20 protein-coding genes, 1 pseudogene and 1 riboswitch are annotated in these 16541 nt (G+C 37.6%); of the genes and pseudogenes, 5 read left to right on the plus strand and 16 right to left on the minus strand.

Translation table 11 applies throughout. From position 1 onward, the window contains the following. Positions 1 to 17: 17 nt before the first annotated feature. From ACFSTH_RS06905 to ACFSTH_RS06930, 6 genes are all read right to left on the minus strand, one after another. Entirely contained in the window at positions 18 to 980 is a 963-nt protein-coding gene (locus ACFSTH_RS06905) for an ABC transporter permease (RefSeq protein WP_377770277.1), read from the minus strand. 252 nt (positions 981 to 1232) lie between these two features. Then, positions 1233 to 3488 (minus strand): helix-turn-helix domain-containing protein, encoded by a 2256-nt coding sequence (locus tag ACFSTH_RS06910; protein WP_377770278.1) that lies wholly within the window; start codon positions 3486 to 3488, stop codon positions 1233 to 1235. A 214-nt stretch (positions 3489 to 3702) separates the two neighbouring features. Next, positions 3703 to 4413, minus strand: a complete 711-nt coding sequence (locus ACFSTH_RS06915) for a DNA alkylation repair protein (protein WP_377770279.1) — start codon at positions 4411 to 4413, stop codon at positions 3703 to 3705. 222 nt (positions 4414 to 4635) lie between these two features. Then, positions 4636 to 5406, minus strand: a complete 771-nt coding sequence (locus ACFSTH_RS06920; RefSeq protein ID WP_377770280.1) for an ABC transporter permease — start codon at positions 5404 to 5406, stop codon at positions 4636 to 4638. A 2-nt stretch (positions 5407 to 5408) separates the two neighbouring features. Further along, positions 5409 to 5693: a thiamine-binding protein gene (locus ACFSTH_RS06925; protein WP_377770281.1), complete on the minus strand. Its 285-nt coding sequence runs from the start codon at positions 5691 to 5693 to the stop codon at positions 5409 to 5411. A gap of 88 nt (positions 5694 to 5781) precedes the next feature. Then, positions 5782 to 6828 (minus strand): ABC transporter substrate-binding protein, encoded by a 1047-nt coding sequence (locus tag ACFSTH_RS06930; protein WP_377770282.1) that lies wholly within the window; start codon positions 6826 to 6828, stop codon positions 5782 to 5784. A gap of 133 nt (positions 6829 to 6961) precedes the next feature. Continuing rightward, positions 6962 to 7074, minus strand: a riboswitch (TPP riboswitch). 116 nt (positions 7075 to 7190) lie between these two features. Here ACFSTH_RS06930 and ACFSTH_RS06935 point away from each other — a divergent pair. Beyond that, complete coding sequence (locus tag ACFSTH_RS06935; RefSeq protein ID WP_377770283.1) at positions 7191 to 8261, plus strand: acyl-CoA dehydrogenase; 1071 nt, start codon at positions 7191 to 7193, stop codon at positions 8259 to 8261. 32 nt (positions 8262 to 8293) lie between these two features. Further along, a complete protein-coding gene (locus ACFSTH_RS06940) occupies positions 8294 to 9430 on the plus strand; it encodes a glycerate kinase (protein WP_377770284.1) in 1137 nt (378 codons plus the stop codon). 261 nt (positions 9431 to 9691) lie between these two features. Here the strand turns inward: ACFSTH_RS06940 and ACFSTH_RS06945 are convergent, their stop codons facing one another. From ACFSTH_RS06945 to ACFSTH_RS06970, 6 genes are all read right to left on the minus strand, one after another. Beyond that, positions 9692 to 10240, minus strand: a complete 549-nt coding sequence (locus ACFSTH_RS06945; RefSeq protein WP_377770285.1) for a hypothetical protein — start codon at positions 10238 to 10240, stop codon at positions 9692 to 9694. Between the two features lie 24 nt (positions 10241 to 10264). After that, complete coding sequence (locus ACFSTH_RS06950; protein ID WP_377770286.1) at positions 10265 to 10825, minus strand: hypothetical protein; 561 nt, start codon at positions 10823 to 10825, stop codon at positions 10265 to 10267. A gap of 100 nt (positions 10826 to 10925) precedes the next feature. After that, positions 10926 to 12077, minus strand: a complete 1152-nt coding sequence (locus ACFSTH_RS06955) for a hypothetical protein (RefSeq protein WP_377770287.1) — start codon at positions 12075 to 12077, stop codon at positions 10926 to 10928. 511 nt (positions 12078 to 12588) lie between these two features. Further along, positions 12589 to 13233 (minus strand): DUF3885 domain-containing protein, encoded by a 645-nt coding sequence (locus ACFSTH_RS06960; protein WP_377793628.1) that lies wholly within the window; start codon positions 13231 to 13233, stop codon positions 12589 to 12591. A 90-nt stretch (positions 13234 to 13323) separates the two neighbouring features. Then, positions 13324 to 13533 (minus strand): hypothetical protein, encoded by a 210-nt coding sequence (locus ACFSTH_RS06965; RefSeq protein ID WP_377770289.1) that lies wholly within the window; start codon positions 13531 to 13533, stop codon positions 13324 to 13326. Between the two features lie 112 nt (positions 13534 to 13645). After that, positions 13646 to 14053 (minus strand): RHS repeat domain-containing protein, encoded by a 408-nt coding sequence (locus ACFSTH_RS06970; protein ID WP_377770290.1) that lies wholly within the window; start codon positions 14051 to 14053, stop codon positions 13646 to 13648. Between the two features lie 63 nt (positions 14054 to 14116). Here ACFSTH_RS06970 and ACFSTH_RS06975 point away from each other — a divergent pair. Further along, positions 14117 to 14287: pseudogene (locus ACFSTH_RS06975) on the plus strand (IS3 family transposase); the annotation flags it as partial. Between the two features lie 242 nt (positions 14288 to 14529). Here ACFSTH_RS06975 and ACFSTH_RS06980 read toward each other — a convergent pair. The 3 genes from ACFSTH_RS06980 to ACFSTH_RS06990 all read right to left on the minus strand — a co-directional run bounded on the left by ACFSTH_RS06980 (position 14530) and on the right by ACFSTH_RS06990 (position 15648). Beyond that, positions 14530 to 15054 (minus strand): hypothetical protein, encoded by a 525-nt coding sequence (locus ACFSTH_RS06980; protein WP_377770291.1) that lies wholly within the window; start codon positions 15052 to 15054, stop codon positions 14530 to 14532. Between the two features lie 6 nt (positions 15055 to 15060). Continuing rightward, on the minus strand, positions 15061 to 15285 hold the full coding sequence (locus ACFSTH_RS06985; RefSeq protein WP_377770292.1) for a hypothetical protein: 225 nt from the start codon (positions 15283 to 15285) through the stop codon (positions 15061 to 15063). Between the two features lie 69 nt (positions 15286 to 15354). Further along, positions 15355 to 15648 carry an RHS repeat domain-containing protein gene (locus tag ACFSTH_RS06990; protein ID WP_377770293.1) on the minus strand — a complete coding sequence of 98 codons (294 nt, stop codon included), beginning with the start codon at positions 15646 to 15648 and terminating at the stop codon, positions 15355 to 15357. Between the two features lie 15 nt (positions 15649 to 15663). Between ACFSTH_RS06990 and ACFSTH_RS06995 the strand changes: the two genes are divergently transcribed. After that, positions 15664 to 16104, plus strand: coding sequence for a transposase (locus ACFSTH_RS06995; protein ID WP_377770294.1), 441 nt, complete (start codon positions 15664 to 15666; stop codon positions 16102 to 16104). Then, the gene (locus ACFSTH_RS07000; protein WP_377770295.1) at positions 16076 to 16165 is read left to right on the plus strand and encodes an IS3 family transposase; all 90 of its coding nucleotides are present in this window, start codon (positions 16076 to 16078) and stop codon (positions 16163 to 16165) included. The genes ACFSTH_RS06995 and ACFSTH_RS07000 overlap by 29 nt, the downstream gene beginning before the upstream one ends. A gap of 120 nt (positions 16166 to 16285) precedes the next feature. Here the strand turns inward: ACFSTH_RS07000 and ACFSTH_RS07005 are convergent, their stop codons facing one another. Further along, positions 16286 to 16540 (minus strand): hypothetical protein, encoded by a 255-nt coding sequence (locus ACFSTH_RS07005; RefSeq protein ID WP_377770296.1) that lies wholly within the window; start codon positions 16538 to 16540, stop codon positions 16286 to 16288. Position 16541: the final 1 nt, after the last annotated feature.

A 16541-nucleotide genomic window follows, 5' to 3' on the forward strand; every position in this document is an offset into this window, starting at 1 on the left:
ATATGGTTCTCTCCTTTCTACCATAAGCTGTTTTCGCTAGTACGACGGGCAATTTGGTTGACCGTAATAAGTAATATTGCATTAATTACTGAGTTGAACAAACCGACAGCTGTAGAGAAACTATACTGCCCATCAACAAGACCAGCCCGATAGACGAACGTAGATATAACATCGGACGAATCCATATTTAGTGCGTTTTGCAATAGTAATATCTTCTCAAAACCAACTCCTAAAATACTTCCCATATTCAAAATTAATAAAATAGTAATCACTGGGATAATAGTTGGTATGTTAATATTCCATATTCTTTGCCAGCGTGTAGCTCCATCCGTAATCGCCGCTTCATGCAACTGAGGATCTACACCTGATAAAGCAGCTAAATAAATAATGGTCCCCCAACCGGTTCCTTGCCATACTCCTGACACAACGTACATCGTTTTAAACCAACGTGGGTCTGTTAGAAACTGTGGTGCATTAAAACCTAATCCTTCAATAATGTTAATAATGATTCCACTAGAAGGAGACAAAAACGTAATAATAATTCCTGCCATAACTACGACAGAAATAAAGTGTGGAGCGTAAGTAACCGTCTGCACTACTCTTTTGAATATTCCATCTTTTGCTTCATTAAAGGCTAATGCCAAAATAATGGGCAATGGAAACCCTAACGCTAACTCGTACAAACTAATGCCTAGCGTATTAAACAATAGATCCCAAAAATAATGGGAATTAAAAAAACGTTCGAAATGGTCAAATCCTACCCACGGACTGTTAAAGAAACCTAATGCAGGAACAAAGTTTTTAAACGCAATCTGTATACCGTACATAGGAAAATAATGAAAGATTAAAAAGTACAAAAATGCTGGAGCAATAAATAAGTATAACTCCCAAGTTTGCAACATTCTACGCAACAGAGATCTTCGCTTTTTTCTTGTTACGGGAACGTTTGCATCTAATGAATGTTTCATGTTGGATTGCATAACTTCGAATTCCCCCTTTCTCATGTTGGACAACTTCTTAATTTGATAACGCTTGCAATATAAGTCTATCCCTTGCCTTTAAACTTCGTAAATATGTGGTTTATTAGTGCAAATTCCACACTATATTTATAATGTCAGTATGTATTTTTTTTAATACAGTATGTCATTCTTTACTTATAAACTATCAAGTAACAAAAAACAGTCTGTTCGATATATCGAACAGACTGTTTCCTATGTAACACTTTTTAACTATTAACTATACATTTTGCGATATTGTCCTGGAGTATACCCGAGTTCTTTCTTAAATTTGCGAATAAAATTTGGTACATCCATATAGCCCACACGGTTAATAATATCTTTTAAAGGGTCATTACTACTAAGCAACTGTCGCTTTACTTCTTCCATTCTTAAATTCCACATTTGCTGTGAAAATGTTACACCTGTATTTTCTTTTATCGTCCTACTAAGATAAGAAACTGACACACGATATTTCTCCGCTAATCCCTCCAAACTCAGTCCATAATTACAAAAATTTTCATTAATATAAGCAACAACTTCATCTGTTAGAGATTGCATTTCTGTTTCTTCTTGATCTTCCACTTGACTACATATATAGATGGATAAAGAGCATAGCTTCACTTCTAATTGTTCTAACGTATCAAATTCAGAAGCAGTAGATATTTGTTGTATCGCATCGACTAATTTTAATTCTGAAGCAGTTTTCAAAATTATATTCAGCACGTCATAACACATACAACGCAACAGTGGTATACTAATATCTTTGCCATACAAATCTGCAAAAATAGCTTCTATTGTATCAACAGCTACAACAGCATTGCCTTGTTTCAAACTTTGACCAAGTTTAATTAACATATCTTTGGTGATCCAATAGTCTTCTTCTTGTTCTTGCGACAAACTGGAGAAATAGGTAATACTGCCTTGCCCATTAACCATCCGTGTCTCCAGTGCCGATACAGCTTCAATGTATGATTGGTTCAATTGCTCTGGTCGCTCATATATGCCACCAACCCCCATCGTTGGCAACATATTAAATCTTGTTTCTATTAAAGCATATAGATGTTCGACGATGAACTCGACCTGTTCTTTTGGCTCTTCTCGTTTTTTCATTCCAATAATTAAAGCAAGTTTATTAATGCTCGTTAATTCTACACCATAAACTGTAGCTTCTCCTTCTGGCAAACCAAGTTCCGTCAAATAATTACTCAATTCTTCCCATTGATAGATCGAATGCTCACTAGAAGCTTTGTATTCCCATGCTGTCAAAATGACAAACAGTTGTCTATCATATAAGTAAATACCAAATTGTTCCAACATACTTTGAACTTCCACTCGATCTGGCACACCATGTTTCAAAATAGTAAATAAGTATTGGTTACGTGCATATGGCTCTTGTACATCTACTTGTGTTTGATAGGATAACAGCGTTTCTCTAATTTGATCTAATTCCGTGTGCCCGTATCTTTGTCTAGATTGCTCTTTGCTCGTTGTTTTGTTTACTTTAGCAAACTCTAATAAATCTTTAATCGGATAATATTGCTTACGAGCTAGCAAGACAGCGAATATCGATCCGATAACTGTAGTCACTGCAAAAATCAAAATAATAATGGCTTTAACTTGCACAATTCGACTAAAAAATTGCTCCGAAGGCAATGCCGTTACATAATTCCAGCCGTTATAATCTGATTGTACAGATACAATTGACTGCTCTACATTGTCAAAATGCAACTTAGTTATGCCAAGTTCTATATTCGAAAGTAGCTTTTCATTTTCTGGACTAATTTCTTGGCCATGACTAGCTTTGGCAAGTACATTTCCATCGTGATCAAAAATATAGGAGTTACCTTTGAAATTACTTAATATAGACTCCATCATACTTTTTAACGTATTTTCTTCTATTACAAACATTAAAGTAGCATATTTCGTACTTTGACCTACAGGAAGCGGCTCTAAATAAGCGAAGACACGATTTTCTCGTGTTCGCTTCATGACGATAGATTCTGTAGGGCGGAGCGAGCTTACTTTAAGATTGCTCATATCATAAATAAATGAGTCTTTGTCCCATTCCGGAAACTTATAAGTATAGTCAAGCATTACTTCTACTGCCATTTTTCCTCTTGAAGAATAGAGTACATCTTGGTTATGAAAGTAAAGAAACACTTCATCAATAATGCCGCTATTGACGACATATTTATTAAGCGATTCAATCGCTTCTTTCCCGTAATAAGGATGATTTGTCATATAAGGCGTTAATGTGTTGTCTAAACTTATTTGAATGGCAATTTGCTCTAATTCTTTCATTCTACTATCAATGTTTTGCTTCGCTTGATCTAACTGATTAATACTTGATTGCTCTACTTCGAATTGCAGACTATGAATAGCATTGTAATATATAATGACTGTTACTGTAATTAAAGGAATCAAAAATATTAACAAGTAGGACAAAATGTATCTCACGAGTAGTTTTGACTTAAAGCGATTCCAACCCATTGTACGACCCCCTGAACACAAATGAAACAACACCACTTTTTCCCAAATATCTGTAAGCGCTTTTATTATTGTACCATATATTTACTTGATATGACAATTTAACACATGCTTGTTGAAATATCTTCATAAAGCGTGCCGACAAAAAGAAGTATACGGAAACGACCAGTATACTTCTCAGCGTAATATATAGTGTGAAGTGAACAGCAGATAAACTTTAGCAGCGTACATGTTTTCGTTTAAAGCCAATCTGCCCACGTGCTAATGCTTTATCAATATTTTCTTTGGCATTCAAAAATTTGCTTTTTCCTTTTGGCTGAGGTATTTCTAATGGACTTATTTTTACTGCTGTATTCGTCGCTTCCTCATGGAGAGGTACGTAAGAAACAGCGGTTGTAAATACAAAATTACTCATCGAATATTTCGTTCTCTCTGGAGCAGTAGCAATTTCTCGTTCCACTACTTGCAGCATACGCGCTAATTTTTCTGTTTTAAACTGATCATCCGCACGATTACCAAGCAACCAACAATAACAGCTCCAACCAGCAGACATTTTCAACTCATCACCACTAGCAATCCAACCATCTGCTACTTCTTGCGCAATATCCGATTCAGAAAGAGTAACTGCAACAACAAAATCAGAAATCATATAAAAATAAGCGGCATCAATCCAACGCTCATAATCATCCTTTGTCATCGCATTCGGATCAGCAATGACACCGGCAAAATACATCGCATCATAATTCCCTGTCGCATATAGCTGTTCAGCAAGTGGTTGATTGATTTTAATTTGCCGTCTCATCGGTTTCATTTCCCCAGTTGTCACACCAAAAAGCGGCTCTTGCGCCCCATTACTCATATATATCTTTTTCATCCGCTCTTTGCTCAACTGCTCCAATTGCTGCATGACTTCTTCAAATGTTAACATAGCAATCCCCTTCTCTGCTTGATACAAACATTTTACTATCCGCTCATCTATTCTACTATACTACAATAGTATCGTGAGGAATAATGGAGTAACAAGTGTTATTTTTTTCAAGCTCCCTGTACTACCTATCGCTGCCAAGTTACCTTTTGTCCCGTATCCCCATCGCTTAGTAGCATTTTATCCCATTATATTCCAAGTATTCTACTGAGTAAAGGGTATACGCTACACCTTTCCCCTCCAACGGGTTAACCGTTTCTCGAGAAGAACAATAAGCCCATAGACGACCATACTTAAACAAACAATGATCACTATGCCGATAAATACTCGATCCGCTCGAAAAGCTGATTTAGCGATAATCATGTAAGCACCGATACCGATATTGGAGCCTAGCCACTCTGCAATAAATGCAGCCATCACACTATATACAGCAGAAATTTTTAAGCCAGAAAATAAAAAAGGAACTGCATGGGGCAATTCTAATTTCCAAAACAACTGTTTTTTGTTAGCTCCCGACATTAACATATAGTTGTACAGCGTCGTATCTGTTTGGGCAAATCCATTTAAAGTCGATAACGTAATTGGAAAAAAACAAACGATGATGATCATAATCATTTTAGGTAATAAACCAAAACCAAACCATAACATCAACAATGGAGCGAGCGCAATGATCGGTACATTTTGACTAATAATTAGAAACGGGTACAGTGTTATTTTTACTAGTGGAAAAAAGTGTAGCAGTACCGCCAACATAATACCTACTGTCACGCCTGCTGCAAAACCAACAATGGTCGTTCGCACAGTCTCTACCGTATGACCCCATAGACGAGGAAAGCTATCATATGCTTCTGTAGCAATTTCGACAGGGCTTGGTAGCATCCATTTAGGGATGTGAAATATTAAGGTGGCTAATTGCCACAACACTAAAAATAGAATTGCCGCCCCTATGGGCAGCAACCAGTTTTTCCAGCTCCTAGCATTCGAATTCGATGCCATCGCTACATATACCTTTCCGTTAATCCGGCGATCGAAATACCTTTTGGATCGTAATGAATTTTAATTTGTGAAGAAATACTTACTCCAGCTCCTATCGTTCCTAATTCAATATTCACTTGTTTCACAATGTCCAGAAGCTGTGCTAAGTCCCCTTCCATCGTTGTATCCAATGGTCCTACGACATACTTAACGCCTGAACGTTCAATAATACCGACGACCCGATCAATGTAAGCTGATGAATCTTCCGTCCGAAATATCGTTTCCAAACTCATAATCGCATTAGACATTAGCAATGTTCTCCTCATCTCTAGCAAATAATGAAACGATCTATTATCGTTGCTTTGCTAACTTTTCAATCGTTAACCAGATTAATAATTAATTAGCTTTAGGTAAAAAGGCATTCGTAAACGCCGCCGCTGCATCAAATGTTCCATCTAGTAAATCATATTCTTGCAACCATTTCGCATAGTTTTCCCATACTTCTAATTTCTGAACACCCCACTGCTGCGCGTCATCTTGATAACGAGGGCTTAACCACTTTTGACTAGCCATAACTAATTCCTCATCTAGTTCGGGAACAGCATCTAGCAAAATACGAGCAGACTCATCGGGATGTGCAATAGCGTACTCATAACCTGCTGTTGTTGCTGCCATAAATGCTTTTACCAGTTCGGGCTTCTGTTCTATCGTCTGTTCATTAGAAATAATAACCGGTGTATAATAATCCAATTTGTGTGAATAATCTTTCAAAAAGATGGTGTCAATCTCTATCCCACGAAGCTCCGCTTCAATGCCTGCCCAACCATAATATATCCAAGAAAAATCAATATCTCGTTGTACCGAAGTGAAAAAATCTGCTTCGCCTACATTTAATATTTTCACATCGCTAGCATCTGCTACACCATCTGCCACCATCAATGCTTCAATGATTGCTGGTTCAGCAGCAGCACCGAATCCTCCGAAGGTTTTACCTGCAAAATCTTTTGGCGCTTTAATGTTTTTTTCTACAGGTGCTGCAAATACAGCCGTATTATGTTGAATGACAGCCGCTATCGAAACGACAGGTACTTCTTGCAATCTAGCATCTGTCACTCCTTCTTGAAAACTAACACCAAACTGCGCTTGCCCCGATCCAACAACTGCATTCGGACCACTTGAGCCTGGCAAAATGATATCAACATTTAAACCTTGCTCCGCATAAAAACCTTTATCCCGCGCCACATACAAACCAGTATGATTCGTATTAGGCGACCAGTTAAGTACAAGCGTAACATCCGTTAACTTCTCTTGTTTATTTCCATTTCCCGCTTGTTGCGCTTGATTGTTTCCCTTGTTTGCTTGATTTCCACCAGCACATGCGCTTAATACAACCATCATCGCCAACAACATCACGATCCACTTAGTTGAAACTTTGTTCATCATCTGTCTCCCCCTAGATTGTCTGAAAGTTTTTTTCACCAAAAAAATATACCAAAAAACGCCCCCAGATCTGCGAATGATCCAAGGACGTTGATAACTAAAGATTGTTAAGTGCATTACAAAAAAATGCAGTACAATACTACCAATAGCATGTCCCTCCGCTGGCATTATCCAGATCAGGTAAATGGGTCAGTGTCTTCTGTGGGACACAATCTCAGCCGGCCATATCCAGCACCCCTAGCTCTATTCAATTACGCCTATCATTATAGCCCAAGTGATTACTTTTTGTCTACTTGCAACTTTGCTGCTTTTTACATACACTTTGCATCAGATACTTTTTTAATAGAATAGGAGATTGATCAAACATGTTAGAGCAAACAGTCGTTGAGCAAATTAGAACCACTTCTCTAGAGCAAGAAGCAAGTCGGATATTTGATCCATTCGCACTAGACATCATTCTGGAACAACAGTGGTTCAAACTATTCGTTCCCAAAGCACTCGGCGGTAGCCAAACACCACTCCCAGAAGCTTTGAAACTATATGAATATACATCTTGGGTCGATGGCAGCTTCGGCTGGGCAACTACGATCGGATCTGGTGGTGGATATTTTGCTGGATACATGAAACCTGATGCGGCAAATCAAATATTCTCCCCTGCTAATGCGGTTATCGCTGGTAGCGGTTCTTCGATTGGAACAGCCATTCCTGTTGATGGTGGATACATCGTCAATGGATCGTGGCCCTATTGCAGTGGTTCCACCTATGCCACCACCTTTACCGCTAACTGTACGCTAACAAAAGAAAACCAAGACGATGCGCCATCACCCATTTTCACCATTACTTTAAAACCAGACCAAGTAGAAATTATACCAACATGGGCAGCTTTTGGTCTAAAAACAACGAATAGTCACACGATTGTTGCCCGTGATCAATTTGTACCAGTAGAGCGGACATTCCAGCTAGAAACACAAACGTTATTTTTGGATGACCCATTTTTCAGCTATCCTTTTGTTCCATTCGCTCAAGCTAGTTTTGCAGCAGTTGGTATCGGCATTGCCAAACATCTACTAGACGAAGCATCACAATTTGTGCTGGATCGTCAAGCAGCATGGGAAGCAGCTCATCCGGGTAGATTCTCCTTTGTTACGAGCCGAATAGAACAAGCAAAAATGACGCTGCATGATGCTGTATCTACCTTTTACGCAGTAACTACCGCTTCATGGGAAGCGCATGTTAACGGGGAAACGTTAAGTGAACAGTCGCTACAGCAAGTAACAGAAGTATGCCAACGAGCAGCTCGTATCGCACTCCATTGTGGACAACAGCTAATGCCTTACTTAGGCATGTCCGCAATTATGGAAAACAACGCGATTAATCAAATTTGGCGAGATTTGCAAACCGCTTGTCAACACAACATGTTGATTGCTTTTGAATAATAGTTAATTAACATTGGATGGAGGTATACCACATGCGATTTCTCATTGCACCCGACTCCTTCAAAGGCAGCTTAACAGCAAAGCAAGTAGCTACAACGATAAAACGAGCAATTGAAGATGTCTGGCCAGCAGCTTCCACTGTTCTAATGCCGATGGCTGACGGTGGCGAAGGTACAGTGGAAGCCATTGTAGACGCTATAGATGGACAATATATCTCCACTCAGGTGACAGGACCACTAGGGACGAAAGCGACGGCGACCTGGGGAATTATTGCCGAGCAGCAACCAACTGCTATCATCGAAGTAGCAAATATTTGTGGATTAACGATGGTACCACTAGAGGAACGAAACCCACTGCACACTACCTCTTATGGCGTAGGCGAAATCATTCTCGCAGCATTCGATCAAGGTATTCGTTCCTTCATTATTGGGCTTGGCGGCAGTGCAACTAACGATGGTGGTATCGGAATGCTGACTGCTTTGGGAGTCCAATTTTACGACAACAACAATAACTTGCTGCCCGGTTTTGGCCGAGATTTAGCACACATAGCAAAAGTCGATTATCGCCATCTCGATACTCGACTTCAGCATTGCCACTTTATCGCTGCCACCGATGTACAGAACACATTGCTTGGCAGCCAAGGAGCTACAACTATATTCGCTCCCCAAAAAGGAGCAACTCCAGCGGTAGTCCAAATGATGGAACTACAGATGAATAACTACGCTAATCTCGTCGAACAACATCTCGGACAACCGTACAAACAGTTGCCCGGTAGTGGCGCTGCCGGTGGGATAGCATTTGCCCTATTAACGATAGGCGCAACCATTTCCGCTGGAGCAAACGTAGTAGCCGAAACGATGAAACTCGACGAGCAATTTCCATTAGTCGATTGGGTCATTACAGGCGAAGGATTGAGCGACGAGCAAACACTGTACGGAAAACTTCCTATCTATATCGCCACAAAAGCGAAACAACATCACAAAAAATGTCTCCTCATCTCGGGAAGTTTGGGTAACAATACGGAGGCACTATCCGAACATTTTGCCGCTTGCTTTGCAACTATATCACGTCCAGTCGATCTAATTACATGCTTACAAGAAGCAGAACATAACCTCTGGCAAACAACGAAACAAATTATCCAATTGATAAAAAATGTGCACGCCGAGTAACAGTACAATAGAACAAGTAAACTATGTATCTCTCTGCTTATAGTAAAAGCTACAATTGGTAAATTCTAGCGAAAAGCGGATAGAAGAATTTCACTTGATCTAACTGCGATTCCGACAGTTTTTTCACCTCTTTTAGAGGTTTATACAATAACTTGATCAGCAATGCCGGGGTTACTAAGAAGAAGTGCAGAAAGTTATTACGGTTAGCTAAAACCGATAAACCGCGCATTTCAAACTAATTTTTTTCAGGAGGGCAAATCATTAATTCCAATCGTTCCAACCATTATAATATCCACTTAAAGCGCTCTTGTTGTAAAGCTTTTCCGCCATTTCAACTGCCTCGGCTCTATTTTTCGCTGGGGCAGATATAATAATGCCGTTTTCATAATCGATGAGACCTTCGCTGCTAACGACTATCATTAATTCTTTCAAATATGCATCACTGTGAATGACTCCTAAACGCTTCGACTCTGTCAAATTTGCCGTAAAGTACTGTATTGAACCACCTTGTGGAATTAAAAATATATCCGTGTAGTACTTTTCATCAAAAGTAAAATCATAGCCCTCCACCGAAAATTCCCCCCAAAAAGAATCCACTTTGTTCCCAAACAAAAATTGCTCATATGTCCCCTTGATGGTGATCTCCTTTTCTTCAAAATATCCGCTGGGGTCGTTGTTTCTGAACTGTATTCCCGTAGTGGTAATATCGATCTTTTTCACAAACGGATTATAATAAAAGTACCATCCAACGATTGCGGCGATAATTATTAAAATAATTATTATTTTTATAATATTTTTCCTTATAGTCATATATAGCCTCAGTTCATCCAATGATCAATTCCATCCGGCCCAATCTTTCCAAAGTCCATTTAAAGCACTCTTGTTGAAAAGATTCTCTGCTATTTCCACTGCTTCGGCTCTATTTTTCGCTGGGGCAGATATAACAAAGCCATTAGCGTAATTGTTGTAATTGTTGGGTTCTTCACTTCTAATGGCTATCATAATTTCTTTCAAATATACATCACTGTGAATGTATCCTAAAAGCTTCGATTCTGTCAAATTTGCCGTAAAGTACAGTATGTGTCCGCCTTGCGGAGCTAATAATATATGCGGAGAAGAATACTTTTCATCAAAAGTAAAATCATAGCCCTCCACCGAAAATTGCCCAGAAAAAATATCATCTTTGTTCCCAAACAAAAATTGCTTGTATGTCCCCTTTATCGTGATCTCCTTTTCTTCAAAATACCCGCTTGGGTCGTTGTTTCTGAACTGTATTCCCGTAGTGGTAATATCAATCTTTTTCTCAATCGGATTATAATAAAAGTACCATCCAACAATTGCGGCGATAATTATTATAATAATTAATATTTTTATCATTATTTTCCTTGCATTCATATTACACCTTCCTCCGTTAACAATTAGTTGGAAATTGTTGAAGTTTACTAAGAAGAAGGTAAGAAGATATGATCTCCTTACCTTCTTTGCTAGTTTTGCATTAATTGAGTTGTTGAGGAGTATTAGCAGCTTTCATGTTGATAGAATAAGCTTGTTTATCTCCTACTCCTGTAATATTATATCGTTTTATTTGTGATATATACGGCCTTCCAGTTTCCCACTTTCTACCAAATGCATAACTTGCATTGTTATAATGTTCTGCGGATACAGTACCTGTATAAGTAACATCATCATTAGCAGGTATATTACCATTTAATATCATAAGTGTGTTATCTTGAGTATAATTAATTTTTGAATATAATCCACCTGGAACAATCGGGTATGTTGTGTGGCTTTGCAATTTAAAGTACATAAACACGTTTATTTCAGCAATATTTGAAAGATAATGAACATCTACATTGTTGACTTTTGTTGTAGGACTCATAAAGTTACCCATCTCTCTATAAGCATCATATACGGTTTTAACATAACTATACGGGGGAGAAAGTAATTCTCCAGCAACTGATGAAACCGTAATACCAAGAAATTTCATAGTTATCGCATCAGTAGATTTTGTACTAGTGACTGACGTAGAAACCCTATGAGATAAGCTAGAACCTAAGTTACCATTGGGAGAAGCGGTTACCCGCCAAACATCATACCACTGGCTATTAATAGGATTCCACAAGGTAGTATAATAATTTTCAAAAGTCGTTTCTGTATTCGCCCTCATGATCGACTTCTCTACATCAATTCGATCTATACTACTCTGGGAAGATGTAAATGATAGATTAGAATAGTCCTCAACAAATGAAGCCTCTCTTATGGCTTCCATGGTAAAATCTTCTTCGTTGCTTGTCAATGCGACGACGTCATCATAAGAAATCTTTCTTACGCCCATCTGCATTAATTTTTCATCTAATTCATAATATCTTTCCATGGAACCTGCAAGTAAAGCTTGTGCTCTTTCATCCATTACCTTATCTATGTCTTCAACTGTAACAGGTGAATAACCGCTTCTAGCACGTGAATAATCGCTACTGGCATCATCTTTATATATAATTTGGCCGGTTTCAATGTCCCTTACAACTTCCATATTTTGATTATGGCTATTTTCGCTAAGAAAATTGTTTGCCGCATAAGCATTGGTTGAGGTGGAAAACAAAACAGTAATAGTAATAATAAAGGATAATGACTTTAATCTTTTTTTCATAATTTTTTACCTCTTTTCTAATTTTTAATTAACTGCGCGTGCTCTGTCATCGATGTTGGCAATAAGTTCGATATTTATGTATACTCCGCTCTCAAAACGAATCCATCCCTAAAGCTATATTCACCCCTTTTTTATGATTTTTGATATTTATCACAAATAACATTTGACATCGTAGTAATTTCCTATTTTGTCAATTTTAGTATACAGTGAAATAGTATGTTGTGATGTTAATGTTTTGTAAACTTAAGTAAATCAATTAATTCCATCTATTTTAATCGAAATTATATATTGCAAGACAGTGAGCTGCTAGCGAAAGCAATTTTGCATTCGATAATCTAATAAAACTATATTTGTAGAAGTGACACTATATTCAATATAAAGCCTTATTTCTAGATGAACACAAAAGAAGCCCACTGGAGAAATTCTCTAATGAACTAATTTTGATAGTTAAATAAAAATAATAACCCTTAGGAGCGCTCGAAGATGAGAAGGGAGCCCCTCTCAAGGATATTTATGAAAATATCTCATTGATTCTTTCACGGTCATAATCTAATATCCAATGATTATATTGCTCGTAAACCTTCTTTAATACCTTCGTATTCTCAGCTACGATATCTAAACCTCTGTCGTCATAAAAATGAAAAATTGTTCTATTCGTCTCATTAATCAAATAAATGTCACCCGAAACAGTCGGTTCCAAGCCAAGTGTTCGATTTGCAATTGCTCCAATGAGACTATTCACATCCACATCTTGAACTTTCACTTTGGCACAGTATCGAATGGTTACTGTATCATCAATTTCATCTGCTTCTTTGTGTCGAAACTCCTGTTCTTTCATACATATTTTGTCTAGATCTATTCTTTTAACGTAATTAACGAACACCTTAAAGACATCCTTTTCAAAAGCCTTAATCGGATGCTCATTCCAACTATCCATAAATAACACAAAATAAATATTATCATCGCTCTGATTAATAGCGTCAAATAAGGTAATAGCCCTCTCTTTTACCTGCTCTGCTCTTTCTTCGAATGCAACAATGTTTCCACCCAGTTCAAATCTAATGCCAATTGGCACATTATAAAATAGAGGACTTTTCAGATGAACTCCTGTAAATATACGTAAAAGAAAATCATCCAAATGTTGATTGTGTTCCATATCATTGCCCCCCTTTTCTAACACCTTAAATGCTGAGCCACTGTGTTCAGTCATATCTTTTGCCCACCAATATCCCCTCTTCGTATTATTCTAATAAGCAGTGATCTTCTTACCGTTAAAATTATAACTTACTGTTGCCTGTGCATTCGTTTTTATATCCCATTTAGTTGTTTTATTTGGGATTACACCAAAGAATTTTCGTCCCTTTTTAGTTACTTTACCTATTTTTCCCTGCTGTATAACTTCAAGGGCGACATAACCAAGCGCAACTAATTGATCTAATGTATATGGATTATCCATTGAAATTTCGTAGCAATTCTTTAATGTCGATAACGTACCCAATGATCAATAATCAACAACTGACTCCCAAGAGGAATGTACCTCTTTTAAGTACTCCCAAGTTTCACCAGCTTCACCCTATACCCAACTCCAAGCTGCTTGATTGTTTTTTTCCAAGAAACTCATTAAAACAATGTCCGTTTGGGTCAACATAACGTAAAGGAATGTTAGCAGTGTAGACATAAAGATTAAACGTCAGTGGATTAATAATCTCCCCTTCATACGTATTCTCATTTATAAACCGCCCGATACTCGAATCATACCAACGCACACGTAAATATTGCAGGTTCGTCTCTTCATCCCAGTATTCGCCAGAATAGCGGAAAGATTGCTCTATCGTTTCGGAATGCTCCAGTGGTTTGCCCCAGATATCGTACGTGTACTCATTGATTAGCTCGCCTTCAGTATCCGTAATACCAGTCACGTCACCATGACCGTTTACCATATAATAACCTTTTTCCCCTGCCGCTGTCTCTAACATCGCAAGGTTATTCCCAAGCAAGTAACTTACATTTTCATGAACCATAAATTAGCAAATATATAATTATTCCATACCGATCGAGGTTCAGAATTTGATAATCAGTTGATGATGGAAACAACAGAAGCATTCGGGATAAAACGTTTCTTGAGCGCAAAAGGATGCCCCTATTATAATGCCGCAGCTGAAGCAAAATTTAAAAGCTTTAAAAGCGAATTTGTCTATCAGAAAACCTTTCATACGGTGGTATTTGATAATTTTAAGGTTCTGGCGATGGTGGAGGATTATCATAAAAGGGTATATTATTCAACTCTTGTTTATGTGTATATAACCAAATCAGGAGAATATCATAGGGGCTAATGAAGGTTAAGTTCGTTTAGACCTCGCCACTGGGTCGGATCTATTAGTTAGGGTTCAAAAAGAATCCACATGGAGTTGTTACACTCGCATGTGGATCTCCTTCTTCATATTAGAGTTTTTCAATCTTTAATATGTGCACGTTTCATTATACTAATTATTCTTGTTAACCAATTAGCTTCTAAATACAATGGATTTATATCCGAAACTTCACTTACAAATTGATTAATGACTCTATAAACCTCTCGTGAAAAACATTCCCTCTCTATACAAATGTTTTTCCATAAACCATATTCAAAATAATCCAAAGGTTTTAGGCCGATAACACCAATCTCATCTTTTGAATTGCTAACAATGTGACTTATTTCCAGCAGTGATTCATTATATTTTTTAATCTCAATTAATGAATTAATTGAATCAATATCATTAATTAAAATGTAATCCTTATTGTGGATCAGACAATATACTTCGGTCAACTGCTCAAACCAAATAGATAATAACTCTGAACCAACCAAGCCAATGCCGTTCTCAGGACAATAACCATATAGATTGCCAGCAATATTAATTTGAAAAAAACCATAGACATTATCGATTTCAGTTGTCAGCGTTTCATCTTTACAAATTAAATAATCGACCTTTATATTCACTTCATTTTACCTCCCAAAATAACTTGCATCGAGTATATGTTGACCGTATGCTGTTGATAACATACCATCTTTACTTATAAAAACTGTTATTTGCTCGCCTATATACTTATGGGAGTAACTAGCGTTATTTACACCAGCCTTTAACCCTGCTTCGTAGGCTTGCTCCACACCATCAGAAATTTGACTAGTAGACCACATAGGGTTGAAAAACGATTTTTTGCTTAGTCTCATTTCTAAAACACTTAATGGAAGTCTATCTACTTGACTTGCAAACGTCGAAGCATGGTGATTATGATTGTTCTATACGTATTCTTCCCCTGCCGCTGTCTCTAACATCGCAAGGTTATTCCCAAGCAAGTAACTTATTTTTTCACGTACCGTTCCATCTGGATCCACCCATGCTTCGGATATGATTTGTTGACTGTCATAGTAATAACGGATCGTCGTATCTTCATCGCTTCGTTCTACGAGTAAGTTGTCACCATTATAACGATAATTGACTTCCTTTCCTTCTTCCGTCGTTACTTTGGTTAAACGATCCCATTCATCATGGGTAGGAAATGACCAACCTATGTGAAGACGACGGAGCTCCATGTAGCTGAAAATAGGATGGCTCGCAACTTTAAGGCTTCATCTCTGAATGAAAAATGGTGCACCGATGTAACGGAGCCAAAGTATGGGAACCGGCGCAAAGCTTACTTAAGTAGCATTATCGATGTATACGATATTGCTATTGTATCGTGGGTATTAAGTCATTCCAACAACAACACGCTTGTGATGGACACGCTTAAGAAGGCTTACAAGAAAAACCCTGTTGTAAAGCCACTGCTTCAAAGTGATCGAGGCTACCAGTATACATCTCATGAGTATAATCGACTCCATATAAAGTACGGATTTATAAAAAGCATGTCCCGCGTCAGTCGATGTTTGGACAACCAACCGATTGAAAGGTTTTGGGGTACGTATAAATCAGAAAGTTACTACCTTGCCAGATTTCAAACTTATAAAGATGTCCTGAGAGTTGTTAGAAAATATATATTACTACAATAACGATCGCTACACAGAATGTTTGGATGGCTTGTCGCCTAACGAATACCGACAAGCCGTATAAAAACCTCAGCTCGGTTACTCACCCAAGCTGAGGTTTTTATACTACTTCTTTTGTTTTTTACACTTTACACTTGACAGGGAGTAGTTCACTATCACTATACTCACATGTGGCTATTAACTTTTAGAGTATTGTATAATCTTGTAATTTAATAAGTATATTTTGTGCAATTACAGAAGCACAGTTATAATGATCCTCTTCCAATTCACAATATACAATTTCCTCTAGCTCATTATCTACTTGGAATAAATATTTTTTTAGTTCAAAAAAGTTGTCTGGTAATACTAATGTTATTAACCTAGATTGAAACTCTTTAATATCAATTTTTCCATCAATTAACAAATTACATGCATCAACTAAATTTGAAATTGATTGCATT

This window comes from Paenibacillus yanchengensis (assembly GCF_042684845.1).
Taxonomy (GTDB): domain Bacteria; phylum Bacillota; class Bacilli; order Paenibacillales; family Paenibacillaceae; genus Pristimantibacillus; species Pristimantibacillus yanchengensis.